Annotated in this window: 40 protein-coding genes; 10 read left to right on the top strand and 30 right to left on the bottom strand. The window is 39.3% G+C overall.

What is annotated here, in order from left to right; all coding sequences use genetic code 11:
* Window positions 1–15 precede the first annotated feature (15 nt).
* The 10 genes from recG to SMUL_RS05380 form a co-directional block, all read right to left on the bottom strand.
* The gene (recG, locus tag SMUL_RS05425; RefSeq protein WP_025344244.1) at window positions 16–1,833 is read right to left on the bottom strand and encodes an ATP-dependent DNA helicase RecG; all 1,818 of its coding nucleotides are present in this window, start codon (window positions 1,831–1,833) and stop codon (window positions 16–18) included.
* The gene (locus SMUL_RS05420) at window positions 1,820–3,070 is read right to left on the bottom strand and encodes a M16 family metallopeptidase (RefSeq protein WP_223809779.1); all 1,251 of its coding nucleotides are present in this window, start codon (window positions 3,068–3,070) and stop codon (window positions 1,820–1,822) included. Before SMUL_RS05420 ends, recG begins: the two co-directional genes overlap by 14 nt.
* 47 nt (window positions 3,071–3,117) lie before the next feature.
* On the bottom strand, window positions 3,118–4,167 hold the full coding sequence (locus tag SMUL_RS05415) for a dehypoxanthine futalosine cyclase (RefSeq protein WP_025344242.1): 1,050 nt from the start codon (window positions 4,165–4,167) through the stop codon (window positions 3,118–3,120).
* Entirely contained in the window at window positions 4,164–4,655 is a 492-nt protein-coding gene (locus tag SMUL_RS05410; protein ID WP_223809778.1) for a hypothetical protein, read from the bottom strand. Before SMUL_RS05410 ends, SMUL_RS05415 begins: the two co-directional genes overlap by 4 nt.
* Window positions 4,639–4,941 carry an AtpZ/AtpI family protein gene (locus SMUL_RS05405; protein WP_025344240.1) on the bottom strand — a complete coding sequence of 101 codons (303 nt, stop codon included), beginning with the start codon at window positions 4,939–4,941 and terminating at the stop codon, window positions 4,639–4,641. The genes SMUL_RS05410 and SMUL_RS05405 overlap by 17 nt, the downstream gene beginning before the upstream one ends.
* Window positions 4,938–6,224 (bottom strand): glutamate-1-semialdehyde 2,1-aminomutase, encoded by a 1,287-nt coding sequence (hemL, locus tag SMUL_RS05400; RefSeq protein ID WP_025344239.1) that lies wholly within the window; start codon window positions 6,222–6,224, stop codon window positions 4,938–4,940. Before hemL ends, SMUL_RS05405 begins: the two co-directional genes overlap by 4 nt.
* 52 nt (window positions 6,225–6,276) lie before the next feature.
* Window positions 6,277–6,624, bottom strand: a complete 348-nt coding sequence (locus tag SMUL_RS05395; RefSeq protein WP_025344238.1) for a c-type cytochrome — start codon at window positions 6,622–6,624, stop codon at window positions 6,277–6,279.
* Between the two features lie 140 nt (window positions 6,625–6,764).
* Window positions 6,765–6,998: a hypothetical protein gene (locus SMUL_RS05390; RefSeq protein ID WP_025343461.1), complete on the bottom strand. Its 234-nt coding sequence runs from the start codon at window positions 6,996–6,998 to the stop codon at window positions 6,765–6,767.
* The gene (locus SMUL_RS05385; RefSeq protein WP_025344237.1) at window positions 6,998–7,342 is read right to left on the bottom strand and encodes a hypothetical protein; all 345 of its coding nucleotides are present in this window, start codon (window positions 7,340–7,342) and stop codon (window positions 6,998–7,000) included. Before SMUL_RS05385 ends, SMUL_RS05390 begins: the two co-directional genes overlap by 1 nt.
* A complete protein-coding gene (locus SMUL_RS05380; protein WP_025344236.1) occupies window positions 7,342–7,701 on the bottom strand; it encodes a hypothetical protein in 360 nt (119 codons plus the stop codon). Before SMUL_RS05380 ends, SMUL_RS05385 begins: the two co-directional genes overlap by 1 nt.
* A 182-nt stretch (window positions 7,702–7,883) precedes the next feature.
* On the opposite strand from SMUL_RS05380, the gene SMUL_RS05375 reads away from it, so the two are divergent.
* From SMUL_RS05375 to SMUL_RS05365, 3 genes are read left to right on the top strand one after another with little or no spacing between them, the layout of a single operon-like run.
* Window positions 7,884–8,201 carry a hypothetical protein gene (locus SMUL_RS05375; RefSeq protein ID WP_025344235.1) on the top strand — a complete coding sequence of 106 codons (318 nt, stop codon included), beginning with the start codon at window positions 7,884–7,886 and terminating at the stop codon, window positions 8,199–8,201.
* Window positions 8,201–8,800, top strand: a complete 600-nt coding sequence (locus SMUL_RS05370) for a hypothetical protein (RefSeq protein WP_025344234.1) — start codon at window positions 8,201–8,203, stop codon at window positions 8,798–8,800. Before SMUL_RS05375 ends, SMUL_RS05370 begins: the two co-directional genes overlap by 1 nt.
* 4 nt (window positions 8,801–8,804) lie before the next feature.
* A complete protein-coding gene (locus SMUL_RS05365) occupies window positions 8,805–9,002 on the top strand; it encodes a hypothetical protein (protein ID WP_025344233.1) in 198 nt (65 codons plus the stop codon).
* A 474-nt stretch (window positions 9,003–9,476) separates the two neighbouring features.
* Here the strand turns inward: SMUL_RS05365 and SMUL_RS05360 are convergent, their stop codons facing one another.
* The 20 genes from SMUL_RS05360 to SMUL_RS05290 all read right to left on the bottom strand — a co-directional run bounded on the left by SMUL_RS05360 (window position 9,477) and on the right by SMUL_RS05290 (window position 19,693).
* On the bottom strand, window positions 9,477–9,839 hold the full coding sequence (locus SMUL_RS05360) for a hypothetical protein (RefSeq protein ID WP_025344232.1): 363 nt from the start codon (window positions 9,837–9,839) through the stop codon (window positions 9,477–9,479).
* Window positions 9,832–10,701 carry a hypothetical protein gene (locus SMUL_RS05355; RefSeq protein ID WP_025344231.1) on the bottom strand — a complete coding sequence of 290 codons (870 nt, stop codon included), beginning with the start codon at window positions 10,699–10,701 and terminating at the stop codon, window positions 9,832–9,834. Before SMUL_RS05355 ends, SMUL_RS05360 begins: the two co-directional genes overlap by 8 nt.
* Before the next feature lie 10 nt (window positions 10,702–10,711).
* Window positions 10,712–11,464, bottom strand: a complete 753-nt coding sequence (locus SMUL_RS05350) for a hypothetical protein (RefSeq protein ID WP_025344230.1) — start codon at window positions 11,462–11,464, stop codon at window positions 10,712–10,714.
* Between the two features lie 138 nt (window positions 11,465–11,602).
* Window positions 11,603–11,815 (bottom strand): hypothetical protein, encoded by a 213-nt coding sequence (locus SMUL_RS05345; RefSeq protein WP_025344229.1) that lies wholly within the window; start codon window positions 11,813–11,815, stop codon window positions 11,603–11,605.
* 46 nt (window positions 11,816–11,861) lie between these two features.
* Window positions 11,862–11,984 carry a hypothetical protein gene (locus SMUL_RS17655; protein WP_280938036.1) on the bottom strand — a complete coding sequence of 41 codons (123 nt, stop codon included), beginning with the start codon at window positions 11,982–11,984 and terminating at the stop codon, window positions 11,862–11,864.
* The gene (locus SMUL_RS05340; RefSeq protein WP_025344228.1) at window positions 11,981–12,892 is read right to left on the bottom strand and encodes a hypothetical protein; all 912 of its coding nucleotides are present in this window, start codon (window positions 12,890–12,892) and stop codon (window positions 11,981–11,983) included. Before SMUL_RS05340 ends, SMUL_RS17655 begins: the two co-directional genes overlap by 4 nt.
* Before the next feature lie 2 nt (window positions 12,893–12,894).
* On the bottom strand, window positions 12,895–13,458 hold the full coding sequence (locus SMUL_RS05335) for a hypothetical protein (RefSeq protein ID WP_025344227.1): 564 nt from the start codon (window positions 13,456–13,458) through the stop codon (window positions 12,895–12,897).
* A gap of 10 nt (window positions 13,459–13,468) precedes the next feature.
* On the bottom strand, window positions 13,469–13,789 hold the full coding sequence (locus SMUL_RS05330) for a hypothetical protein (protein WP_025344226.1): 321 nt from the start codon (window positions 13,787–13,789) through the stop codon (window positions 13,469–13,471).
* A gap of 10 nt (window positions 13,790–13,799) precedes the next feature.
* The gene (locus SMUL_RS05325) at window positions 13,800–14,177 is read right to left on the bottom strand and encodes a D-Ala-D-Ala carboxypeptidase family metallohydrolase (protein ID WP_025344225.1); all 378 of its coding nucleotides are present in this window, start codon (window positions 14,175–14,177) and stop codon (window positions 13,800–13,802) included.
* 3 nt (window positions 14,178–14,180) lie between these two features.
* Entirely contained in the window at window positions 14,181–14,348 is a 168-nt protein-coding gene (locus SMUL_RS17165; RefSeq protein WP_158506020.1) for a hypothetical protein, read from the bottom strand.
* On the bottom strand, window positions 14,349–15,152 hold the full coding sequence (locus SMUL_RS05320; protein WP_025344224.1) for a DNA cytosine methyltransferase: 804 nt from the start codon (window positions 15,150–15,152) through the stop codon (window positions 14,349–14,351).
* 29 nt (window positions 15,153–15,181) lie between these two features.
* A complete protein-coding gene (locus SMUL_RS17160; protein WP_158506019.1) occupies window positions 15,182–15,349 on the bottom strand; it encodes a hypothetical protein in 168 nt (55 codons plus the stop codon).
* Window positions 15,350–15,366: 17 nt separating this feature from the next.
* Complete coding sequence (locus tag SMUL_RS17040; protein ID WP_148295268.1) at window positions 15,367–15,618, bottom strand: hypothetical protein; 252 nt, start codon at window positions 15,616–15,618, stop codon at window positions 15,367–15,369.
* Between the two features lie 9 nt (window positions 15,619–15,627).
* Window positions 15,628–15,822, bottom strand: a complete 195-nt coding sequence (locus SMUL_RS05315; RefSeq protein WP_025344223.1) for a hypothetical protein — start codon at window positions 15,820–15,822, stop codon at window positions 15,628–15,630.
* Window position 15,823: 1 nt separating this feature from the next.
* A complete protein-coding gene (locus tag SMUL_RS05310) occupies window positions 15,824–17,215 on the bottom strand; it encodes a hypothetical protein (RefSeq protein ID WP_148295267.1) in 1,392 nt (463 codons plus the stop codon).
* A 131-nt stretch (window positions 17,216–17,346) separates the two neighbouring features.
* Window positions 17,347–17,886, bottom strand: a complete 540-nt coding sequence (locus SMUL_RS05305; protein ID WP_025344221.1) for a hypothetical protein — start codon at window positions 17,884–17,886, stop codon at window positions 17,347–17,349.
* Window positions 17,883–18,077, bottom strand: coding sequence for a hypothetical protein (locus SMUL_RS05300; protein WP_025344220.1), 195 nt, complete (start codon window positions 18,075–18,077; stop codon window positions 17,883–17,885). The genes SMUL_RS05305 and SMUL_RS05300 overlap by 4 nt, the downstream gene beginning before the upstream one ends.
* 175 nt (window positions 18,078–18,252) lie before the next feature.
* Window positions 18,253–18,570 (bottom strand): hypothetical protein, encoded by a 318-nt coding sequence (locus SMUL_RS05295; RefSeq protein WP_025344219.1) that lies wholly within the window; start codon window positions 18,568–18,570, stop codon window positions 18,253–18,255.
* The gene (locus SMUL_RS17155; protein WP_158506018.1) at window positions 18,571–18,744 is read right to left on the bottom strand and encodes a hypothetical protein; all 174 of its coding nucleotides are present in this window, start codon (window positions 18,742–18,744) and stop codon (window positions 18,571–18,573) included.
* Entirely contained in the window at window positions 18,737–19,693 is a 957-nt protein-coding gene (locus SMUL_RS05290) for an IS110 family transposase (RefSeq protein ID WP_025344218.1), read from the bottom strand. Before SMUL_RS05290 ends, SMUL_RS17155 begins: the two co-directional genes overlap by 8 nt.
* A 234-nt stretch (window positions 19,694–19,927) precedes the next feature.
* Here SMUL_RS05290 and folD point away from each other — a divergent pair, with 234 nt between their 5' ends.
* The 7 genes from folD to trpB all read left to right on the top strand — a co-directional run bounded on the left by folD (window position 19,928) and on the right by trpB (window position 25,073).
* The gene (folD, locus tag SMUL_RS05285; RefSeq protein ID WP_025344217.1) at window positions 19,928–20,770 is read left to right on the top strand and encodes a bifunctional methylenetetrahydrofolate dehydrogenase/methenyltetrahydrofolate cyclohydrolase FolD; all 843 of its coding nucleotides are present in this window, start codon (window positions 19,928–19,930) and stop codon (window positions 20,768–20,770) included.
* A 13-nt stretch (window positions 20,771–20,783) separates the two neighbouring features.
* Window positions 20,784–21,611 (top strand): signal peptidase I, encoded by an 828-nt coding sequence (gene lepB / locus SMUL_RS05280; RefSeq protein ID WP_025344216.1) that lies wholly within the window; start codon window positions 20,784–20,786, stop codon window positions 21,609–21,611.
* A complete protein-coding gene (locus SMUL_RS05275; protein ID WP_025344215.1) occupies window positions 21,611–22,264 on the top strand; it encodes a site-2 protease family protein in 654 nt (217 codons plus the stop codon). Before lepB ends, SMUL_RS05275 begins: the two co-directional genes overlap by 1 nt.
* Window positions 22,265–22,351: 87 nt before the next feature.
* Window positions 22,352–22,780 carry a ribose 5-phosphate isomerase B gene (rpiB, locus tag SMUL_RS05270; RefSeq protein WP_025344214.1) on the top strand — a complete coding sequence of 143 codons (429 nt, stop codon included), beginning with the start codon at window positions 22,352–22,354 and terminating at the stop codon, window positions 22,778–22,780.
* 2 nt (window positions 22,781–22,782) lie between these two features.
* A complete protein-coding gene (locus SMUL_RS05265; protein ID WP_025344213.1) occupies window positions 22,783–23,115 on the top strand; it encodes a membrane protein in 333 nt (110 codons plus the stop codon).
* A gap of 195 nt (window positions 23,116–23,310) precedes the next feature.
* Window positions 23,311–23,868, top strand: a complete 558-nt coding sequence (locus SMUL_RS05260) for an adenine phosphoribosyltransferase (RefSeq protein ID WP_025344212.1) — start codon at window positions 23,311–23,313, stop codon at window positions 23,866–23,868.
* Window positions 23,868–25,073, top strand: a complete 1,206-nt coding sequence (gene trpB, locus SMUL_RS05255; RefSeq protein WP_025344211.1) for a tryptophan synthase subunit beta — start codon at window positions 23,868–23,870, stop codon at window positions 25,071–25,073. Before SMUL_RS05260 ends, trpB begins: the two co-directional genes overlap by 1 nt.
* Window positions 25,074–25,077 lie beyond the last annotated feature (4 nt).

The following is a 25,077-nucleotide window of genomic DNA, read 5'->3' as shown; positions in this document are numbered from 1 at the left end:
GCAAAGCCTTCTTGCCTAGAGTTCCATTCTAGCTTTTGCTTCTTTTAAAATTTCCTCATCGCTCCCTATATCAAACCAAATCAGTTTCTTGCCACTTTGAATACTCCCTTCCACGACATCGCCACCTTGACGGTATGCCAAGTCTAACTCTGCGATCTCAAAGCCATCAAGTGTTTGAGAAAACTTCTCCAGCCTTTCACTTTTAGCAAGATTCGTGTAGAGGAAACAGTAGCCTTTTAAACCATTGCGGCTGACGCGTCCACGAAGTTGATGCAAACTCGCAAGCCCAAGACGTTCTGCGCCTACGATGACGATCGTCGAGAGATTGGGAAGCGAGATGCCCACTTCAACAACCGTGGTCGAAATGAGCAGATTTCCCTCTTCTTTGAAGGTTTTGAGGATCTCTTCTTTGTTTTTATCTTTGCCATACGTGACAAAAACACCCTCAAAATTTTTCTCCCAAAACCCACGTCCTTCATCGATGGACTGATAATTGACCATCTCACTCTCTTCGACGAGTGGATAAACGATGATGCACTGATGCTTCTGTGCGATTTCAGAACGCAAATGCTCCACCAACGCTTTAAAATCTTTTTTGGCGATCACTTTGGTGGTGATATCTTTGGGAAAAGGGAGCATTTTAATGAACGAGAAATCAACCAACGAAGACTGAATCATACTCAAAGTTCTTGGAATCGGCGTGGCAGAAAACTGCAAATAGTGCGGATGCCACGCCTGTTTTGACACCAGAGCTGAGAGCAGTGCGCGTTGTTTCGTGCCAAAACGGTGCTGTTCATCCACCATAACAAGCGCACAGGTTGGAAGTTCACGATACAGCAAAGCATGCGTGCCGATGATGAAGTCAAAATCAGCCAAATTCTCTTTGCTATCTGCCTCTTGGGTGATCAAAAGCGTCTTTACATGTAACGGTAAAAACTTCACCGCTTCTTCAAAAAGTTGATTGGCAAGTACGGTTGTGGGCGCCATCAAAATAGCTTTTTTAGGGTAACACATCATCACCGAAGCTAAGATGATCATCGTTTTTCCACAGCCTACATCGCCCATAATGACGCGCTTTGCGGCATTGTCACTTAAAAAATCACGCTTGATTTCACCAATGACTTTTTGCTGATCGGCGGTCAATGTAAAGGGAAGCGAAGCGATAAAAGGTGCTTCATTACCATCCAGTTTGGCACAGGAGGGAAACGTCACTTTTTTGCCCGAGAGTTTTTTCAGATAGTTATGAATCTCGACAAATTTAAGCACATTTAGGATGGATTCCGAGTAGCCAAAACTGCTGAACGCACTTGCCTCTTTGGCGTTCGGTCGATGCAAACTTAAAAGTGTCTGAGCTTCGCTTACATGTAAGCCTTCGTTTAAGAGTGCTTCAAGGGTAAGAAAGCGTGTTATCAACTCTATGACAGTTTTATTTTGCAGAGGTGTTTTGTATTTGGGAATGAGCGTGTTGATCGCTGTGACGATTTTGGGTTGCACCATCTGTAAACGCCCATTGTTGTAACTGACTTTTCCGTGGATGTAAAATTCATTTCCCACTTTAAAAAGTGCTTTATGGTACGGTTTTGCGGCAAAAATAACCCCATCAAGATGCGCATTCCACGCCTCCACATCAAAGACGATCTGAAAGACTTTGGGGCTTTGTTTAAGTGAAATAACCTTTACATGTAAGGTGTTGATCTGCTCCAAAAGCGGTGATGGCGAGAGTGTGGTGTTTTCATACGAATGCGGCAGGAGGAGCGCTAAATCTAAAAGCGTTCCTACCCCTATTTTTTTAAAGCGTTCTTTGTCGATCGGGTCAAGATCAAGGTTTTTCACGTTTCGTGACTACCGAAAAACTAAGGGCTGTGATCTCATCGTGTTTTTTAATGAAACTGTTGAGATCTTCAAGGCTCAACGCCTCAATTTTCTCTAACTGTTTTTTAGAGTGTCCCAACTCAAACCCACTGTAGTACTCAAAAAAGGCACGCGAAAGGCGTTGCGAAAGGGTTTCATTGCGAAGCGGCTCACTTCCTAGTAAAAAGCGTTTGGCTTGTGCCAATTCATCCTCAGTTACACCCTCGTCCACAAAACGCTTGATCTCAGCGGCGACCACTTTTTTAGCCTCTTCCAAGTTCTCATTTTTCGTTTGAAGATGCCCTGTAAAACTACTGCTGGATTTGCCGATGCTGCTTCTACTGTAACTGGAATACGCCAGTCCTCGCTTTACACGCACCTCTTCCATTAAACGACTTCCAAAACCACTCTCGCCTAAAATGAAGCTCGCCACTTTCGCTTTGTACGCCTCAGGATCGCCACTTTTCATGTAGAAAGGTGCGCCAAAATAGATATACGCCTGCTCACTCTCTTTGTGAACGACAAGCTCTTTCGCGTTTTTATTCGCATCAAAGTACGCCATATCACGATGTTTCCCATGCTTAATCTCCGAAAGGACAGGCAAAAGCAATTTTTTAAGTTCATCCAGTTCAATGTCGCCACCTGCGACAATAATGAGGCTCTCTAAATTAATACGCTCTTTATAAAAATTCTCAACATCTTTGAGTTTAAGCGCTTTGATGCTTTTCACGTCGCCACTGTACGCATGCGCAAACGGCGTGTTTTCAAAAATGAGTTTTTGAAGATTAAGGTTGGCAATGTAATCAAAATCGCTCTCTTTGTTGGAGAGCATTCCTAACGTTAAAAGCTTGATTTTATCGAAGCTTCCTTTGCTGAAATTGGGACTTTTAAGGAGTTTTTGAAGCATACCAAGCGCATAGGGAAACTGCTCTTTAAGGGCTGAGACTTCAAACACAAGCGTTTCAATGCCCGTGTGAGCGCCCAATGAAATCGCTCGAAATTCAAGCTCTTCTGCAAATACCGTTGCTCCCATCTCTTTGGTTCCCTCGCCTAACATGCCCGCTAAGAACTTCGCGATGCCCTCATTAGCACCATCTTCCATGCTACCTGCATTTTTGACCACAAGCTGTACCGAAGTGATTGGCAGTGAGGCATCTTTTTCAAAGACCACAGGAATTTCTACACCATTTACATTGATTTGACTGACTTCTTGCGCCACTAATACTCCTTGTAACAAAATCATTATCGTAACTAACAACACTTTTTTCATGCGAACTGCTCCAAAACCGTGTACGACGTATCGCGTTTGGCGGGGATGGAGCCGATGTCTTTGATGAGTTTGATCATCTCCGTTTGATTCATACGGTTCGCCGCCCCTGCAGCTTTGACCACATTTTCTTCCATCATCGTACTTCCTAGATCGTTCGCGCCAAACATGAGGGCAAGCTGACCGATGTAACTGCCTTGTGTGACCCACGAACTTTGGATATTTTTAAAATTATCGAGGTACAAACGACTCACGGCTAGAAGCCTAAGGTAACGGTTTGAGGACTGTTTTTTGATCTCAGGATGTTCTTCTTTGAGCTTCGTATGATCGCTTTGAAAACTCCACATGATGAACGCTCTAAAACCACCCGTTTCATCTTGAAGCTCTCTGATTTTTTCCCAATGCTCAATGATCTCTTCATCGCTTTCCAAGGTTCCAAACATCATTGTAGCAGTGGAGCGCATGCCGATTTTATGCGCGGCTCTGTGCACTCCAAGCCACTCTTCGCTGCCTAATTTTTTAGGAGCGATAATGTCACGAACGCGGTCACTCAGTATCTCAGCCCCAGCGCCAGGAATGCTATACAGTCCTTTTTTCTGAAGGCGTAACAACACCTCTTGGTAGCTGATTTTCGAGATTTTAGCGATGTAATCAATCTCAATAGCCGAAAATCCATGAATCGTAATGCTAGGATAATTGGTACTAATCCACTCAACCAACTCTTCATACCACTCGATTTTAAGCTTGGGATGAACGCCTCCTTGGAAAAGAATCTGCGTTCCACCAATCTCTATCAACTCTTCGATCTTTTGACCGATCTCCTCATAAGAGAGCACATAGGCTTCATCTTCTTTATGATGGCGGTAAAACGCGCAAAATTTACAATCAACCCAACAGACATTGGTGTAGTTGATGTTGCGATCGACCACAAAAGTGGTGAGATTTTCAGGATGAAGCTCCATTTTTCGCTTCAACGCCATTTGCCCCAATGTATTAAGATCTACTTCTCGAATCAGGCGCAACGCCTCTTCATTACTCATTCGTTTCATTCAAAACCCTTTTTTACAAACAAAACAGATAAAAAGCTTGAGAGTGGAACCACACTTAAGCCCACAAAAAATGCCACTGCGTCCAACGTATCGTGGCGAATTAAAAAAAGTACCGCTAAAAACAGCACGCCATACGAGAGGATACGATACAGCGAAAGGGCACTTTTATAGCTTAAAGCGAGATTTTGAAAACTCTGTTTAAAGCCTACTTTAGCGACGCTTGGTGCAACACTCTCTTGCTCATCATCATCGTCTTCTTTATCGTCTTCATAGTACCTGTCAAATTTATCATCAGGGATCAGTCCTGCATCGACACGGCGCTCTACAAACGTATGGTACGAACGAAACGATGCCAATGTGATCAGTAGTGAGCATACAAACGCCATTTGCGTGTTTAAAAGCCAATCGCCGCCTTGAAATAAGGAGAGAAGAACGACCAAAACATCGCCGAAAAGGTAAAAGCGCACAAGCCTACTTGTCGTCGTCATCTTCATCATCGTCTTTAGGTTGTTGGTATTTTTTATAGCGCACATCATCTTTGAGTTCATCCAGTGACGCCACATTTTTTTTATACGCTTTATAGACATTGAGGATCGCGCCACCAACACCCCATGAAACGCCGACCCATAAAAGCCACGGTGTGTTGAACCAATTGCTCATGAGCATTCCCACGCCTATACCGATGAGAACGGCGACCACAATGGAAATGCCCAAAGAGAGCTGCTCCGCCCCTTCGATCAGTTTTCCGTATTTTGGTTTTTCTTTTTCGCTCATGCAATCTCTTCAAATACTTTAATTGCCGCTTCAATGGTCTCTTCGATCATCGCATCGCTCATCGCATCGGAAATAAAGCCTGTTTCAAACTGCGAGCAGGCAAAGTAAAAACCCTCTCTCAGCATGCCTTGATGAAAGGCGGCAAAACACTGCGTATTGCTTTTCAGCGCATCGTCAAAATTTTTCACAGGTTTATCGTTAAAGAAGAAGCCAAACATTGAGCCAATGGCATTCACTTGAAGCGTAATCCCAGATACTTCTGCTGCATCTTTGAGCCCTTCGACAAGCCTTTTTGCTTTCTTTTCCAATCTTACATGTAAGGTTTCATCTTTGAATATTTGCTCCAAAGAAGCAAGCCCCGCCGCCATCGCCACAGGATTGCCACTGAGCGTTCCTGCTTGGTATACTGGACCATCAGGGGAGAGTTTATCCATGATTTCAGCACGTCCACCAAAGGCACCCACAGGCATACCGCCACCGATGACTTTTCCAAACGTGACGAGATCTGGCACGGTTTCATAAATGCCTTGCGCCCCTTTGAGGCTCGCTCTAAATCCACTCATGACCTCATCAAAAATAAGCAAAGCTCCATGTTTGTCACACAGCGTTCTGAGTTCTTGCAAAAATTTTGGATCGGAGGGGACAAAACCCATATTGCCTGCAATTGGCTCGATGATGATACACGCGATATTTTTAGAGTTTTTGAAACACTCTTTGACACTTTTGATGTCGTTGTATTTTGCGAGTAACGTATGCTTTGTAAGATCCGCAGGCACACCTGGAGAACTAGGACATCCAAAGGTCACGGCACCACTTCCTGCTTGAACTAAAAGTGAGTCGCTGTGTCCGTGGTAACAGCCCTCAAACTTGATAATGTCATCTTTACATGTAAAGCCTCGTGCAAGACGAATCGCACTCATCACCGCTTCAGTTCCACTGCTCACAAAACGCACTTTGTCCATCTCAGGAAAAAGCGAACAGATCAGGCTTGCAAGTTTGGTTTCGGCTTTGGTTGGAGCGCCAAAGCTCAGCCCTTTTTTCACCGCTTTGATGACCGCTTTTTCGATGGTTTTATTGGCATGTCCAAAAATCAATGGTCCCCAGCTTTGAACGTAATCGACATAGCGATTATTGTCCAGATCGATCAGATACGCGCCCTCACCTTTTTTGATAAACAACGGTGTTCCACCCACACTTTTAAACGCTCGTACAGGAGAATCAACACCACCAGGGATCACATTTTGAGCTTTTTCATAGGCTTTTATGCTTTTATCATAGTGCATTGTCACAAATCCTTATCATTTTTTAAAATTTTACTGAAAGTTTTTAAACAAACTACTTTTTCACTTCGCTTGAGACGAAGTAGTACAAACTGTCGATCTCTTGCCATGTTAAAAAGTAAGTTGGCATCACTTTGTGCTGGCTTGTGAGCGCTTGGAAAAAGCGCTCTTTGGAAATAGTCGTAAGATTGGGAGCTTCGAGGACAACGGTTTTGCCTCTATTTTGGTATTGCGCGATCACAGAACCCTCACCTTTTTCGCCATGGCACTTGTTACAGCCAATGCCTCTAGGATTGGAATAGAGCATTTTTGCATACTCCATTTTGGTGATAAAATCTTCGCTAAACAGTGGTGTTATTGCTAGGAGTAGTACCACGTTACATGTAAGCCAAAATCGCGTCAAAACTGCTTTATCCTCTCTTTATTCGTAATTAGGTATAGTACCAAAAATGAACTAAAAGATTATATGATGATTTGTCAAGAGGTAAAGCGGTTTTTTTGAAAGATTGTGATTTTTCTGAAGTTTTTAGAGGGAAGAGGCGGTTAAGCCTCTAACCTTGTTTTTGAGTCAAGTTGTTTGATAACCATGTCAAGCTTAGTGTTCAGAACTGCTAAAAGCTCGTGTTTTTCTGTAGCATCTTTTTGTGCTTCTTTTAATTCTCGAATATCTTCCTCATTACGTTTTACTCGTTCTCTAAGAGAGAGAATAACAGAACCAAAAGCGATCACATAGCCAAAAATGGCAAGAGCTAAAGAAATCCACTCAAAAACTGACATTAGACACCTACCGCAACTTCACGCATGGTAACGAAAACCGTATCAGCCTTAACACCGTTGATTGTTTTACCAACGAGAGCCGTTTGAATCTCAACATCGGTGACACCTGCTTTAGCTAAAAAGCCAAAGTATGTTTTTGAACCCGTTGAAGAAGCAATTTGAATACTTACATCATGATATGCTGTAATTCCTGAATCAGAACCGCTCTCACTTTGTTTTGTATAACCTACGTATTCACCATCCAACATAGCCGCACAAAATGCACTTGCCGCAGTATCAGAAGCAGGAAGAGAAAAACCTTTTGTTGTACTACCAAGAGTATTCAATACAAGAGTCTTTGCCATTATGCTACCTCACTTTTTGAACCGATAAGGTTACTGTAATCACATTTCGTGTCAATGTCGTATCCAGCGTCAAACGCACCAATGATAAGAGCTTTTGCATCAGCAAAAGATTTACCCTGAGTAATGTGAGGAACACTAAAACTAGCAGTTTGATAGACACCTTTGCTAATTTTTTTACCGCATGAACAACGGATAGAGTTCATTTGAGCAGGCATAACGGAAGCCGTACCGCCCTCAAACTTTTTATCATAAATCTCTAGCTTACCTTCCATTAACGCTTGAACGGCAGTGAGATCACCTGCGGACATCTCAGCATAGACGGTCTTTTTAGTAACACCGCCAATAATCTGTTTAATCATTCACGAATCCTTTTGTGTTTTTTGTTTTGCAAAACATGAAGAGAAGTTTAAAAAAGAAATTGAAAATTGACTAAACATACTTTTGAAATACCAAAAACAGGACATTTGGAAGGGGTGGGTGTAAATTTTGCAATGAACAAAATATCATTTCAACATCAAAGAAGTAGAGAAAGGGGTCAAATGTGATTATTGATCGTGAGGACTTTATGACATTTTTTGAGGTTGCTTATGATGTTATTGAGGTAAGTGAACTGAAATGTTTTAAATGTGGGAAGAGGATGGAGGAATTAGGAGATCAGAGCGGTCTAACATGTTTGAATGAGCATGTGATAGGTTATTTGGAATATATGACAACTTATTCAAACATGCTTAAAGATGTGTTTGACAATGCGGACATAAGCGGTATGACTTTTCAAAAGAAAGTTATTGAACCATCGACAATATTACATGTAGGCAATGAAATATTGTTTGATAATAAACAAGTGATAAGGATTAAGTAATGCAACATAAAAACGTAGGATTAGGGAACATACATCAAATTCACAATTATGAGTTTGAGACGATCGTGGAAAGAGACGCGTTTATTCCAAGTTTGGAAGATTTAAAATTGATCTGTTTGGTCAATGGTCCGTTTTCGTATTATTCGTTAAAAAGTGTTGAACCGATTGAATGGAAACCGTTAAGCACCGTTACGATCAATTTGGAGGATTTTAGTGTTTATTCGCAAGCGGAAACACTCGAATTATTGAGCGCTAAACAAAATATTTATGACGTAACGAGTAGTAAATATAAGTGTGGATATTTAAGAGGGGGTAAAGAGGTTTTTGGAATTGAAGTTGATTGTGGTGCGTTGCCAAATGCGACGACAAAAAACATTACAATCCCAAACTATGAAATAAACTACAATTATTGGATTAATGCATCGGGAAGTTATGCACTAAAAGAAAAAACAATAATGCCATTACCTTATGTTGGAATAAATCAAAACGGAGCTACGAACATAAATATTGCAATAGTAAATGAAACAATAAGAATAGTAAATTTCTACAACTACTCAACATATAACGCAAAAATTGTTTTAAACTACACAAAAGGATAAAAAGATGTACATGTACAAAATGAAAGATGAACAGGATTATCGAATCGCAGTTAATGGGGTTGGGCATGGTGTTGTTTTAATCAAACGGGAGAATGATATTGATACAGCGTTTGGTTATTTTAAGAGTGTTGATGATGATATGATTTTGGTTTCTGAGCAAGAAGAGAATGAGATTAATACTTCTTTGAATACTGCGTTTTAAGAGAGTGTGCTTTGCACATTCTCACCTTCTTTTTTGTGACAGATAAGTCACGTTTTTTCTATCCTGTTGCGTCACACTTTTCTTTGCTGCAAAGTCACAGAAAATCAATTTTATACTTAAGGAGATTTGGTACAGAAAGAGAGGGAGCTCACGCTCCTCTGTTTTTGTTACTTAACCTTTGTTGGGGTGGAAGAACAGAGAGCGGCCTGCTTAGGGTGGAGTTTCGAAAATTTTTAGGTTTTTATAGGGTTTTTGGCGTTCGAATCGGTGTTGAAGCTTGACAAGGGAGCGAGGGCGCTAAGCGCACTTTTATCTACGGCATTCTGTATAGGGTAAGATGGGACACAGTCCCACGTTACCATATATATGCCTATACCTGCGGTGCAGGAAAGAGCGCAGAGGAGAGCGAAAACGCGCTGATTAGGGAGGAGTTTTGAAAGTGGTTTTTGAGGAAAAATGGAATATTCAAAACTGCTAACTTCGATCTTGTTTAAAAAGTGCACAGTAAAGACTGTCAACTTTTGTGCCTTCAATTTCTAAAAATGTTTTACATGCTATGGCTATTTCCTGCTCATTTTTTCCGAGTTTTACATTATTAATTATGATCTGTTTAGCTCGGCGTGTATCTGTTTTCATAATGCCTTTGAAGACGGGGTAGTAGCCAAAATCGTCCGCAGGGGGAATGGTATCATTTTTCATATCAACTTTTAAAATTTCGCTTACTTGCATAGTGGAAACAGACTCAAAAAAAGCTAAGACAGCAGATGAACTGCTAGCCTCAACGTGGTTAACGATAGTTCGTGAACCTTGTTTAAGTTGTACTCTATATTTAGGCATTTTCAGCTCCTAACATTATTCCATTTCGTTTCACATAATCTTTGCTTAATGCACAATCACTTAAGCCATTTTCAGCCGTATCAACGCCAAGAAGATAGCAGATTGATTTTAGGTTTTCGTTTGGTTCAATAGAGGAAGTACCTCCGAGAACGGTTACGATACGCTTTAAATATTCTTTCATTGCATCACAATCACTCAAAGTTGTATTTATGTCAATTCCTAAAAGCTGGCAAATAATTTTTAGGTTTTGTAGTTGATCTGTCACGGGGATACCGCCAAGGGATTGGACGATTGGGATGAAATTAGGGTAACAACATATTGGCGAACAAAGAATGCCAACATATAAAAAATGATTGTAATGAATGTCGTAAGCAGAAACACTATCACTAACAGAATAAATATCAGAACGAGAAACCTTTTGTTTAATACTATTATATTGAACAAAAGGAGCATTATAATAAAAATAATTACAAGCCTCTTCAAGAGTTAAAAAAGGATATGAAAAATCATCCGCTAAAATTTGAGAATTTCTATCAGCATAAAAAAGACCATCTTCAAGATTCATAAAACTTGAAAAAAAACCCCTTGAATCATTTGAATAAATAGTAACACTCTGAACTCCACGAAAATTATACATACATGCGTAGCCATTTAATTCAATAACATGATAATTTTTGACCACATCATAAGGGTCGGAACGAATACCAGACACCATAAATTGTGAACCCTGCTCAGAATCTACAAAAGGATAAATAGTAAAAAGAGGAAAATAATAACCTTGACTAGCATTACCATAAAGAGGAATGCCATTAAAAAAACCAACAAATTCACTCTCATGTGAAATAGTTTCAACGTAATTCATGGAAATATCCTTACTTATTCACATAACCAAGAGTATTAACAAGCTGTAAAAACGCCTCAGAAAGCCCAGTTACTTTGCCGTTGGTGTCTTTGACAAAAAGGAAATCACCGACTTGGTTTAAATCTTCGATAGATACAGCGGCGCCCGTTTCTCTGCCTAGGATTTTTTTAATCAATAGTTCATCCTGAGCAGTGAATGACTTTGTGAAGAGTTTGAATAGGAGAGTTTGATTGTAGCGTGAGGCCATAGCATTGCCGAAATTCATATGGAGGTTTTCGCGTTGATACAACGAATTTTTAGTATCGGTTTGCATTTGATATGCACCAATAGGATTAGTAGCATATTTAGAATGAACACGAGCATTAGACTTAAACCCCTGATGAGTAGCAACAATTTGAGCAGTCATTAAATTTTCAGAATTATTACCTTGCATAAAATTAAGCAAACGATAAAGCTTAGTACCTTTAAATTTTTTAACTTTAGATAATAAATTGCGCGCTTTACCAATAAGAACAAGCATAAGAACTTCAGCTTTATCAAAAATCCAAGCAATCATTTGTTCTTGTTTTTGTACAGCAAAAAAAACAGCACCAAAAACAGCTACAGACATAGCAGATTCGATAGCCTCTTTTAAAACAGGACTATCAATATCCTTGGTATATTCTTGCATAATCGTGCGCGTTTCTTGATACGCAGTCATGTAAAGAATTGTTTCAAAAAACTCCTCAGCTGTATTTTGACCAATGTTTTTAACTTGACCCATTTTAACACCTCTTTTTTTCGAGAATGTTAAGAATTAAGTTGGAAAATTGACTAACACAAATTGGGAAGTATGAAAAATAGGGAGGTTAAAGAGGGTGGGTGTAAATTTTAAGAAAAAACAAAAAGCCAAATTAATGGCTTATTGCTTATCTTTAACGTATTGTTTTAAAAGCTCAGGAACTTGCATTTTTTTCCCAAAAGCCTTTTCATAAGAATCAACATATTGCTGAACTGGGTTTGGTGCAAAATAATAATCATAAATATCGCGACCAAAAAAAACTGTAAACAACAAAGAAAAAAAGACAAAAACATATAACCAACCAAAAAACTGCTCTTTAATCTTTTGCAACATCTTACAATCCTTGACAAATAAAACTTATGTGAAATTATTTTATAGGCTAAAAACCACCTAAAAAACCACCCTTAGAAAAAAGAATATAAGCCAAGCCAACAACAACAATAATAACACCAATCCAATCAAGAAAAGAATAAAACTTATTTTTTTGTTTATTACTAATCATAGACCAGTACCTCCCATACGAGTATAAAATTCTTTAAAAATATCAGCACCATCATCATAACCCAAAATAGTAGAAATATCAAGATCATCAGAAGACAAATCAGATTCAAGCTCATCAGGTATCTCAAAATTGATTTTATCCGTGTGATCAATACCGACAACAGCATCTTTTTGTACACCAAGGTCTCTAGGTGTAGCTTGACCAAGAGCATTACCATCAAGATCATACACCGTTTGTTGAGTTTTGTTGTACTCCATAGATTCAATTTTTAGACCACTTTCAGCCGTTTTAATATCTAAGAATTGTTGTTGATAAATGAGACCTCCCATCATGTAGTTATTTAGCAAAGTGAACTGATCTGTAAACGTAGTCGTTAAAGCGTTAATAGCTTGCGTTAATGCTTTAGCGTTTTGAGAGAGAACGGAGGGAAGAGTATCGCCTTGTTGGTAATTAATACCGTTAACCACTTCTTTAGTTTGATCTTTTACAGCTTGTTTATTTTTATTTTGATCTTCTGAAACTTTTTGCATTGCTTCGTATTGTTCAATAAGCAAACGATCAGGTGCAGACATTTGTGCTTTTTGTTCATCAGTGTAATACGTGTAAGACGACCCACCACTAGCATTAGTTAAATTTTTAACATAATCAGCAACATTAAAATTAGTAATATTAGTAGAGGAATATTGTTTCACAGTACCAACGCCAGTACCTGATTGAGAAACAACAGTAGTTTCAGAAGACGTCAAAGGCGAAACAGAAGACGAACGAGCATAGGAAACGTTGTTAGAGGCAGTATAACGCCCCTGATAAGAAGCATTATTAGCGGAGGAGGAAGAACCCCCACCAGCCACCATGCCACCGCCAGTATTACCATTAAAAAGTACATCTTTTGCATAAGCATTAGACATGACTAAGCCTTTAAAGTTAAAAGGACATGAGGAGCTTCTAGGAAGTTATCGTCAGCGTCCTTTAAACGGTATGTAATGATCAAACTACCCGTTGATGGTGAATCCCAACCTAAAGAGCTTGATTGGACTGTATAGGTTCTTGTTGTAAGACCTTGCACAACAACCTGAGCGCCATCAGGATAACTTCCAAAATTTCCGTTGAGAGAAGTTAAGAGAGAGGTATCGGTTGTGCCACCACTAGAACCTAACAGACCAGCAAGAAAAACAAGAGCTGAGTTGTCAACAAGAAAATAATGAGGATAATCAAAAACACATTGAAATCCATAAGCATCATCAAATACAACACTAAGAGTATAATTTACATCAGAAATAGTGAAAGTATTAATAAAAGTATATTTCAATGAACCATCTTCATTCATAAAATCAGCACTAAAAACAAAAATTGGACTTTCCATATTGGAACCATCTTGAACAAAACAACCTAAAGAACCAGCAAAATGCGTTTGATTATCGATAGGGGAAACCGTATCCTTAGAAAAATATTGCACCCTAATTAAATATGACATAAAACCATCCTTACTTCATAATCGCATAGATTTTATCAAAGAGAACGTCATGCGATTGTAGAGAGACCATAACGAGTTTAAGGTTATCGTCATTTACTTCTTGATTTAACTCTTTTTTTTGTAGGTAATCTGCAATAATATCAGCACATGCTGAAAGCCCAACAACGTTGTTTCTTAAGACTTCGTTATCTGATAGCATAGAATCACCGTTAAGCTTGTCTACGACCTCACTAGCTACCACCAAACCACTACCGATTGCAGGGTTAAAAGTGGTAACAATACCACCAACATTTTTAAGAACCGTTGACCATTGAATATCACTTAATTTCATTTTTTTTCCTTTATTTCATTAATTTTAAAATAGGATTTGGTTTTGACAAATCCATATCAACATGAACAAACGTGTCATAAATTAAAACACGAGTGAAACCTACTTTCATAAGAGCCGAAACGATAATAAATCGAGACCTATCATCACGAGCGGAAATATCCACCGCCAATCCTTTACAATGTGCACTATCTGTTACACCTCCCACCATTTTGTTATGTTTTTCACAGCGACAAGCGCTATTAATTTTAAAAGGAATATGTGCCCACTCACGAGCAGTATCCAACATTAGAACAACATCATCATTGATATTATTTAGACCACAACCGCAATTACATGTAAATTCACTTTCTTTGAAATTTTTTAATTTTGACCAATCAATTAAAATCATTATTTAAATCCTTCCTTCTAAAAATTCGATCTCATCAGAGAGATCACAGATCAAGCAAAATCGTTCGATATTTGCACCTACATTTTGAAAGTAACTAATTAAGAGGTAGTTACGTAGCCAACGGTAAAAAGAAAGCTTTAACCGATTTTTTTGTTTTGTTAGGTAAGTCATTTATGCTCCTATTTGTTGTTGATCAGTCACAGCAAATTTATTTCTATTTCTTTGGGCTCGTTTACGGCATGAATAGTCATAATAACCACCTCGATGGGTCACAATACGACCACAACCACATGCACAGATTTTATTATCCTGTTGCGTCACACTTATTTCTTCCAGATCAGTCACAGCCTTTGCAAGTGCTCGACCAATACAAAGTGGAACACCGTTTCCAACTGCACGTTTTTTACCTTGCACATTAAAACTTTTTAAGTCGAAGTCATCTTCTAAGCCTTGCAATCTACAAAGCTCTCTAAAAGAACGGCTATCATTTGCTAAAGCACATGATTGTAATTTATGTGATCGATCAGTCACAATTTTTCTTTCAATTTGTAGGTATTTATTATCTTTGTGACCGAATTGAATGTGGCGCAGCCGAGTCACGTTTTCATACCAAGATTGATTAATGTCTAATCTTTGATGTGAGTATCCATCTATTTTAACGTTAGGTACACCTGAAACATTTTCTAAAAGAAACCAGAAGGGGTCACACTCTAAAACGATTCTTTTATATTCCATAAGCATTTCAAAACCGTAAGACTCTTCCAATACAGGGCGGTCACGTTTTAAGGGTGAAAAGTCAGGGCATGGTGGACCGCCGATCACTCCATCAAATTTACCTTTAACACCTGTAAAGTTACGGATGTCATAATGTTTACCGAGAATAATGTCACCTGAACTTACGACGCAGAAGCCTGCTTCTTTGAATGCACGATCTAGTAAGCCGATACCTGAGCATAGAGATAAAACTAGTTTCATTGTGCACACCCTACAATTAAAATCATTATTTAAATCCTTCCTTCTAAAAATTCGATCTCATCAGAGAGATCACAGATCAAGCAAAATCGTTCGATATTTGCACCTACATTTTGAAAGTAACTTACTAAAAGATAGTTACGTAGCCAACGGTAAAAAGAGAGTTTTAACCGATTTTTTTGTTTTGTTAGAAAAATCATAGATGCTCCATTTCTTCTCAAGGTCTTTTGGTACTAAAATCAACAATCGTTGGAAACTTAAGGGAATTACCTACCCTAGAAATATCGCCTCTTATTTTACGTTTATGTTCGTCGTCTAATTCGATTTGATCTAAGTGTTTGACCATAGCGTTAAAGTATTTTGTAAAATCTCTGCAATGATCTGAACAGTAAGTTTTAGGACGTCCAAAGGAGCAACGATAGCATTTATCGTTAAAGATAATAGGTTTACCGCAAACTAGACATTTCATTTATTTAAACTACTTTGATAATTTATTCATACTCAAAAATATATTGTTGAGTTCGTCAGAAACAAAATTTAATTCATCTAATTCAGAATGAAGTAAATTAGAAACAGGCAATGGGTCAGAAGGATAATGAAACATATATATAACAGAAAAATCATCAGAACCTTTTATTCGAAAACTTAATTTATAACCAATTTTAAAACTCATTTTAAGCTCCATAACATTGGGATATTTTTTCAATAAATTCATCATTTTGCCCTACACCAACATCATGCAGAGCGTTATACGTTTGATCTATGGTGTCAAATACACGATTAACAAAGTAGTGTTTATTTGCGTATAGTTTCTCATCGTCAGGATTGTAAATTTCAAGCTTATTGAAACGATCAAGGCGTTTACTATAAACGTCTTCTAAGACTGTCTTTTCATGCTTAGATTGTGTGTACTCTTGAACTTTAGTTAATGCCTCTTCAATCGTAGCTGGACGAAGATCGCCAAAGTGTGAAAGTGATGTGGAAAGGAACGCTTTAAATGCGTTATGAACGTAAATAAAATCAGTTGTAAACGGTTTGACAAAAGTGTCAATTTTTGCAGTTTGATAATGACCGTTAAACGTGCCAATAACAGCCCAAAGAGGATGCACTTCACTACGTGTAAAGCGTTGACGTACTGCGTCAGTGGTGAGCATTTTTTGAGTGCCATTTTTAAGTGTTTTAAAACCTAACATTATTTCGGTTGTATCTTGATCGCTAATGTCACGGAGGCTAAAATCTTCTAGACAACGACCCCAAAGATTGTTAAGGTTATTGAGGATTATTTCAAAGCCGTCTAGGATTTGACCGTCAATGACCATGTTTTTAAGCTTTTCTCTTCTGATCTGAAATTCGATTCTAAAGACTTCTTTTGTTTCGTCGTAATCTTTGTTTGTGCGCCATAATCCTTCGATAAAGCCTTTGTTTGGAAACTTTTTAATCTCTTTAGTTTTATTGTAGACACGCATTAAATAATCGCCACCGCCTTTCATAAAGCCTTGGAAGTTACGTCCTGAATAATAGAAGCTATCACAGCCTATTTCATCATCGTAGTAACGATTATTGCGTGTTTTTGATTTGGTACGGTGAAAGTCTAAGACGGTGAAGTTATGACCTTGTATATCACACTGCAAATGTATTTCGCTGATCTTGATTGTGTAGTGGGAGATTATAAAATCTCTTAAAAACTTGTTGACTTTTTGAATAGCGGAGATATAACCGTAACGTTGGAGGAATGAGGCACGAAATTCTACTTTACAGAATGGGTTAGGGTCTATTGTGGTTACCATCTTTTTTAAGTGGATTGTAATGTCGTGGTTTTTAATGGATACACTAAATCCACGCACCGTAGAGGGCATAATTTGAAAAAAGTCACCGCCAAAGGAGTGTTGGTATTGGGAGAAGCTTTTATTCTCGTTTTTTTGGCTTTGTGCTTGGAGCTTTGTGGAGAGTAATGTATCGAGTAGAGCGTTATAGGCTGTAACGTCTTTACCTTGCAAGAGTAGAGACGGGTAGAGGTGATATTTTAGGGTGTCGATATTTTGCCAAAGTTTGACCAGTTTTTGCATTTTAGACCTTTTGATATTTGTCGCACCTAACCCCCCTTGATAAACCATTGTGGGGGCGAAGTTTGTTTTCGCTTTTTGAAGCTCTACACTAGAGTTTCAAGAAACGAAAAGAGGGCGCTAAGCCCTCTGAATTACGCTACTTTCTCCCATGATTGCCAAATAGGTGAGAGAACATCTTGACCAAAGTCTTTAACAAAGCCTAGTGAGCCTTTAAACATGTACGTGCTATTGAGTTCTAGCTCGTTATACATTGCCTCAGAGACGTTTTGAACGAGAGTGCCACCTTTAAAAATGAGTGTGATTTTGTAACGGCTAGGATAAAAGGTTTGATTGCCTTCACTGTCAAGGATTGGAGCACCCGTTGCTTTATCTGAACGTTCTTTACCTTTTTGAACTTCACGTGCGCTAATCTGAGCGGAGAGAGTGACTTGATTTGCGTTTACTCTTGCATTGTAAAGAGCCATCATTTCGTTAAATTTATCCATCGTCATTTCATCTTCACCGATTTTTGGTGACATGTCTTTGAGACCGACGTTGTTGGCTGCTTCTCCATTGTTTACTGGTTTGTGAATGGTTACTGGGATTGTTTTACCATTTGAAGCCAAAAAAGCCTCATGCTCAAGGTCAAATTTTTTGTCAAAATCTCTATCTTGTTTTTCTGTTGTTTTCATACGATTCTTTCCTTTAGTTGTTTTTCTTTTAAATATAGATTGTGTATTTTTCTTGTCACCATTGATGGTGAAACGCCACTTTCCCTAATAATATCTTCACGTGTAATTGTGGTGCCGTAACCTCCTCTATTTAATAAGCTTAAAACAGAAACCAAAATTTGATAATCTGTTTTTGATACTTCAAATTTCATACACTAAAACCTATCCAAGATGGAACCTTTGGAATCCTCAACGAGAACCTCAAAAGTATGGTTTTTACAAAAAAGAGCTTTGATCTTTTTAGCTTTACTAAGCGCCTGAGAATACGTTCTGCATGTGTCCATGATGTTATTATTCATAATGACTTTAAAAATTGTTGACTCCTTTTTAAAATTGAAATTGTTGTTGACCGTTAGGCTCAAAACTATTAAAACGCATGACAATCTCTTCGGCTAATAATTTGGCACTTTCAAAGGTGTGCTCGTAGTTATGAATCGTTCCTGAATGGTAAAGTTCAATTTTGCCTATTGGTAAATCCCTATCTTGGTGACGTAGAAAAAGTTCAACTCTACGTACTTTTAAATCATTGATCGCTACGAATTTAAGCCTCAATTTGTCGAGAGGGATACAAAAATCGTAACTCTCAGGGCAAAGAGAGAAATGTGCCATTTGGCGTGGGATTCGGTTGAAAAGGATGTTAGGCATTCAAATACTCCCAATAATGATAAGATCAAAAATAGAAATAAGATGATCAACGCCATCAGAATCCCTAGCAGAACAAAAAAGAAAACCAACATCAGTAACAATCATTTGAGGAACTCTTTTTTCTTTAGTGACAATAACGTCACCAACCTTTACTTGATTTTCCTTTTCAAACATTGACTAATCCTTGATGAAATTTGACATAGACAGCACGAAAGAGGTGAGACATACATGCGACGAGAGCGACCATTTTATTTTTACCGCCATCAACTAGGCGATTGTATTTTTCTTTGATAATTTGGTTGTGTTGAATAGCTGACATGGTGCAGAGATAAAGCAATTTTCTAACGAGTGAACTACCACGCTTTGACATTGATTCGCGCTTATGCACAGAGGAACCGCTTTGGAAAATTCGAGGGCTAAGACCTACAAAACTTTGGAGTTGTTTTAAGGTGTAGTTTTGGGATTTAAGGAAAATGGGGATAAGTTCTAAAAGGAGAGCATAACCAACGCCCTTAATTTGATTTTTAAGTTCAATAACATGAGGGAAAAGTTCTTTTAAAACCTTCTCAGCTTCTTTATCTAAACCTTTTTTAGTCTCTTTGATTTTCAAAAGAAGCGTTTTAAGGAGAGAATCTAAAAGCTCAATAGGGTTCTCTTTTTGCGAATGAATAAGGTTTTTTAATTGCGTGTCAAGTTTTCTTAAAAGATTGATTGATGATGTATATTTTCGGAGCGTTTTATCATCTTGATTGAAGATTGTTTTAAAATCTTCATGCTCTATTGTTTGAATAAATTTAGCAATACCAATACTATCAATCTTGTCATTTTTTGTACGAGAATTTAGGTGCTTCAAGTAGTGAGCCATAACGTAAGGGTTAACCATGATCTGTTTAAAATCATTATTATGAACAAGCCTTTGAAGAACGTGCATATAGTTTGAAGTAGCCTCATAACCAAAGTAAAAATCACTTTTTTTATAAGTTGTTTTGAGATAGTCAAAGAAGCCCAATATTGAACCTTCATTATTAAAGATTTGGAGAGTGTCATATTTTTGACCATCAAGAGAAATGGAGACATCAAGCTTATCCATACCAACATCAACACCAATAAAAACTTTACGCATGTAAATCCTTTTTTTTGTATAATGTGTGTACTTCTTTATACTTGTAAACGTGGTCACGCCACTAGATTATTATTAAAAGTTAGTACACGGAATCCCCTATCTTTTAGAAAGCCTCAAAGGACTAGGATGTTTTTCGGGGTGTCCGCATATCGAAGCAAAGCAGTAGAAATTAATACTAAAAATGTATAATTTCAAAAACTGGTTGCTTGAATGCAATCTTACAAGGATGTTTTGATGCAAATCCTCGATGGAAAAGCACTGTCAGATCAAATCAAAATTGAACTCAAAACAAAGAGTGATACACTCAATCTTAAAGGCATCACACCCGGCCTTGCCGTGATTTTAGTCGGTGATGATGCTGCGAGTCAAACGTACGTTAAAATGAAAGAAAAAGCGTGTGATGCTGCGGGTGTTTACTCCATCATTCACAAAATGCCAACGACCATTTCGCAAGAGAAGATTTTAGAAACCATTATGATGATTAACAATAACCCAAACATCGATGGCGTTTTGGTGCAACTTCCGCTTCCAAAACATGTGGATACGACGAAAATTATCGAGGCGATTGATCCTAAAAAAGATGTCGATGGCTTTCACCCTTTCAATGTGGGTCGTTTGGTCGCAGGACTGGACAGTTTTGTTCCCTGCACACCGCTGGGTGTTATGCGTCTTTTAGCACACTACAACATCGACCCTAAAGGGTTAGATGCCTGTGTCGTGGGTGCGAGTAACATCGTTGGAAAACCGATGATGAACCTGCTGTTAAACGCAGGTGCTACCGTTGACATCTGCCATATTTTCACCAAAGATCTCAAAGCACACACGCAAAAAGCTGACCTTGTGATCGTGGGTGTCGGCAAGCAAAATCTCATTACGGCCGACATGGTCAAAGAGGGTGCGATTGTGATTGACATCGGGATCAATAAAACCGCAGAGGGACGATTGGTGGGCGATGTAGATTATGAAAATGTCGCACCCAAATGCTCTTACATTACACCCGTTCCAGGCGGCGTAGGCCCCATGACCATTGCGATGCTACTCGAAAATACCATTAAAGCTGCTACTCAGCGTTTATAATTTTAGGAAACTCATGAAAAAATTTCTCAACCGTTTTTACACCTTCTCCAACAGCTGGACGGGTACGATTGTTATTGTCCTTTTTGTCATCTTTTTTGTCGCACAAGCCTTTGTGATTCCTAGCGGTTCGATGATCAAAACATTGCTCATAGGCGATCATCTCTTTGTCAAAAAATTCTCGTATGGCGTCGCAACCCCACATCTTCCATGGCTTGAGATCCCTGTTTTTCCTGATCTAAAAGGAAATGGGCACATCATCGAAGGTGATCGACCACAGCGTGGTGACATCGTTGTGTTTCGCTACCCCAAAGATGAAAAAGTGCATTATGTCAAACGATGTGTTGCCACAGAAAATGATGAAATTCTTTTCCAAGAGAAAAATCTCTACATTCATTTTAGCGAAGGTGATGCGTACATTAAAGAGAACTTCCCTCCTGAAAAGATCAAAACAATTGCAGGCAAACTGTGGGTCAATAACCCTTACATTGAAAAATTTCATGGCATTCACTACGATGATGCCATCAATCTTTTTCAACAAATGACCCTGCATTTAAGCGCCAATCAGTTAGCGATGAAACCTGCCCAGGTGCAAGAACTTCCAAGCATCTCAGGGTATGGCTTTAATGCTTTTTATACCAAAGTGGAAAAAGACAGTTATTTTATGATGGGTGATAACCGCGATCACTCCAATGACAGCCGTTTTTGGGGCAGTGTGCCGTACAAACTCATCGTTGGGAAGCCTTGGTTTATCTATTTTTCATGGGATGATGAGTATAAAATCAGATGGAACCGCATCGGTCGTTTTATTGAGACGATGCAGTACGATGAGAGCTTTTTCTAATGGACGAGCTTAAACTGATTGAGATCACGGCAACGATCCTAGCTCTGATGATCGCGATTATTGGGCATGAGATTATGCACGGGTATGTGGCGTATCGTTATGGCGATACGACCGCTAAAAACCAAGGACGTTTGAGTATTAATCCCATCGTTCATGTCGATCTTGTCGGAACCATCATCGTGCCTGCTGTGCTTTTTTTCAGCGGCGCTCCGTTTATGTTTGGCTGGGCAAAACCGGTGCCGATTTTTATTCCTACGGTTGTTCGCAATGGTGGGTACAAAGCGGCGATTCACGTCTCACTCGCAGGCATTGCGTACAACTTTACCCTCGCCCTTGTGTGCGCAGGCATTTTAAACTTTTTACCAGATCTGAGGGAAGCCAATAGTTTCATCGAAGTGTTTCTCATCTTTTTTCTCATCCAATCCATGATTTACAATGTCGTTTTAGGCATTTTCAACCTCTACCCCATTCCACCACTCGATGGTTCTCACGCCCTTACTTATTTGGGTCTGATTATGGGATGGACGGCTTTGGTTCGCTTGTATGAATCAATGGAGCGTTATGGTATGGTTATCTTGATCCTCTTCATTGCCACACCGCTTTCACACTACTTTTTTCTGCCTATTCGCTACGTTATTGGATGGTTGTATTAACAGGTCTTTTTTAAGAGACCTGTTTTTGGAATTTATAATAATGCTTGTGCTATAATCGTCCTTATTCCCTTACAGAAGGACACTTTCTTGAAGTTTTTTATTGCAACCGATCATGCAGGCATTGCCATCAAACAAGATGTCATTGAGATGCTCCAAGGCATGGGGCACGAAGTCATTGATCTTGGACCTTTTAATACAGAACGTGTCGATTACCCCGATTTTGCGCATGCCCTTAGCCTTGAAGTGCTCAAAAACAGTGGAACACAGGGCATTTTGATCTGTGGTTCAGGCATTGGCATGAGTTTAGCAGCCAACAAACATGTGGGTATTCGAGCCGCCTTGTGTCATGATGCGTACACAGCGGAGATGGCACGCGCGCACAACGATGCGAATGTACTCTGCTTTGGACAACGTGTTGTGGGACTTGGTGTGATTGAGTCGATGCTCAACGCATGGTGTGCTACCTCTTTCGAGGGCGGAAGACATGCAATGCGTGTTGAAAAGTTAGAGTTGTAGCCATGGCACTTGATTGGGTTATCGCAACGGTACTTTTTTCCGCGTGTGTCTATTTGTTGATTATGGTGTTTTACTTCAAAACGCTGCTTCGCAAAGAGAAGCGTAGTAATATTGTCGTCAAACAAACCCTCAACGATGCCGAAGTGGTCATCCGAAAATATCAAGTCCAATTGCAACGCTCTTTGGGCAATATCGATATTTTAAGCGATGAGCTCAAAAAGGTCAAAAACGACCTTAAATCCCTTCGTACCCGTAACAGTCAATACCGAATGGAAGGCGATAAACTCCGTCAACACATTAAAGAGCTCGAAGGAAAGATCGAGGCACTCTTGTAATGAATTTAGGGTTGAGCCGCTTTTCTTTCGTTTTACATGTAAACATTACATTTGAAAATTTTTCTACCTCGAATGAGGCAAGCTTTTCAGAGAAACATCGGGCTAAAGCCCTTGTTTTGCGCCGAGAGGCAAACGTAGCTTTCTAAGCTTTGCTTAAAAAGCGTATCAAAATGAAAAAATGAAAAAAGGGTTTCTATGAGTCATTTAAGTGAAGCGGATAAAACGTATCTTTCAAATTCGATTCGTGAGATCGAAGATTTTCCAAAACCGGGTATTAAGTTCAAAGACATTACCACGCTTTTAGGCGATGCAAAAGCATTTCATCTTTTGATGGATCATTTGGTTGAGCGTTACGAAAACAGAGAAATTGACTACATTGCAGGCATCGAAAGCCGTGGATTTATTTTTGGCTCTGCGCTTGCTGCGCGTCTTAGAACCCGTTTTGTGCCGATTCGCAAACCCGGTAAACTTCCCTACACGACCATCAGCGAAAAATACTCACTCAAATACGGCGTCGATGCTGTCTCCATCCACATAGATGCGTTTACGGGTGCGGGAAAAGCAAAACCAAAAGTTCTTTTAATCGATGATCTTATCGCCACAGGAGGCACAGCCACCGCTGCGGTTAACCTGATCAACAAAGCAGGTGCTGAGTGCATCGAAGCGTGCTTTGTGATCAACCTTACCTTTTTACAAGGCGATCTTGACATCAAAAAAACAACCTCCGTTTACTCTGTTTTAGAGGTGTTCTAATGTACATTCCAAGAGCTTCTAAATTTGACCCTGATCACAACGGACACTTTGGCATTTTTGGAGGGCGTTATGTTCCTGAAACCTTGATGCCTGTTCTCATAGAGCTTGAAAAAGAGTATCAAACCCTTCGCTTCAATGAAAATTTCTGGAGCGAAGTCGAGTACTACATGAAAGATTATGTTGGACGACCTTCAGCACTTTACTATGCTAAAAATATCTCCCAAGAGTTAGGTGCCAAAGTCTATCTCAAACGTGAAGACCTCAACCACACAGGTGCACATAAAATTAACAATGCCATTGTGCAAGGTTTGATTGCTAAAAAAATGGGCAAAAAACGTGTTATTGCCGAAACAGGTGCAGGACAACATGGTGTGGCAACCGCAACCGTGGCTGCACTGTTAGGGCTGGAATGCGAAGTTTTTATGGGGGGAAAAGATGTCGAGCGACAAGAGCTTAATGTTTTTCGCATGAAACTTTTAGGGGCTAAAGTGCACTCTGTTAAAAGTGGCAGTAAAACGTTAAAAGATGCTATGAATGAAGCAATTCGTTATTGGGTCACTCATGCGAGAGATACGTTTTACATTATTGGTACCGCTGCAGGCCCTCACCCCTATCCGTTGATGGTTCGCGATTTTCAATCAATTATTGGATATGAAGCAAAAGCCCAAATCTTAGTCAAAGAGAAACGTCTTCCCGATATAATCATAGCTTGCATTGGAGGTGGTAGCAATGCTTTAGGTATTTTTAGCCACTTCTTAGGCGATGAGGGTGTGCAGTGCGTGGGTATCGAAGCAGGAGGTCATGGCATCGATACCGACAAACACGGCTGTTCACTTGCCAAAGGAAGCCCCGGTGTACTTCACGGGCAGATGAGTTACCTCCTTCAAGATGATGATGGGCAAATACTCGAAGCGCATTCCATCTCAGCAGGTCTGGATTACCCAGGCATTGGACCAGAACACGCGTATCTTAAAGAGCAAGGTGTTGCAAAGTACGATAACATCACCGATCAAGAAGCACTCGATGCCTTTGTTTGGTTGAGCCGTAAAGAGGGAATTATTCCAGCATTCGAGAGTGCACATGCGATCGCGTACCTTAAAAAAATTCCTAAAAATGAGATCAAAAATAAAATTATTATCGTCAATCTCTCCGGTCGTGGGGATAAAGATATGGTGCAAGCAAAATCTATTTTGAACATAGGATAAGGGC

Origin of the sequence: Sulfurospirillum multivorans DSM 12446, from assembly GCF_000568815.1 — a bacterium.
GTDB classification, from domain to species: Bacteria; Campylobacterota; Campylobacteria; order Campylobacterales; family Sulfurospirillaceae; genus Sulfurospirillum; species Sulfurospirillum multivorans.
Note: the sequence above shows the minus strand (reverse complement) of the source record. Positions and strands in the feature narration are given on the sequence as shown.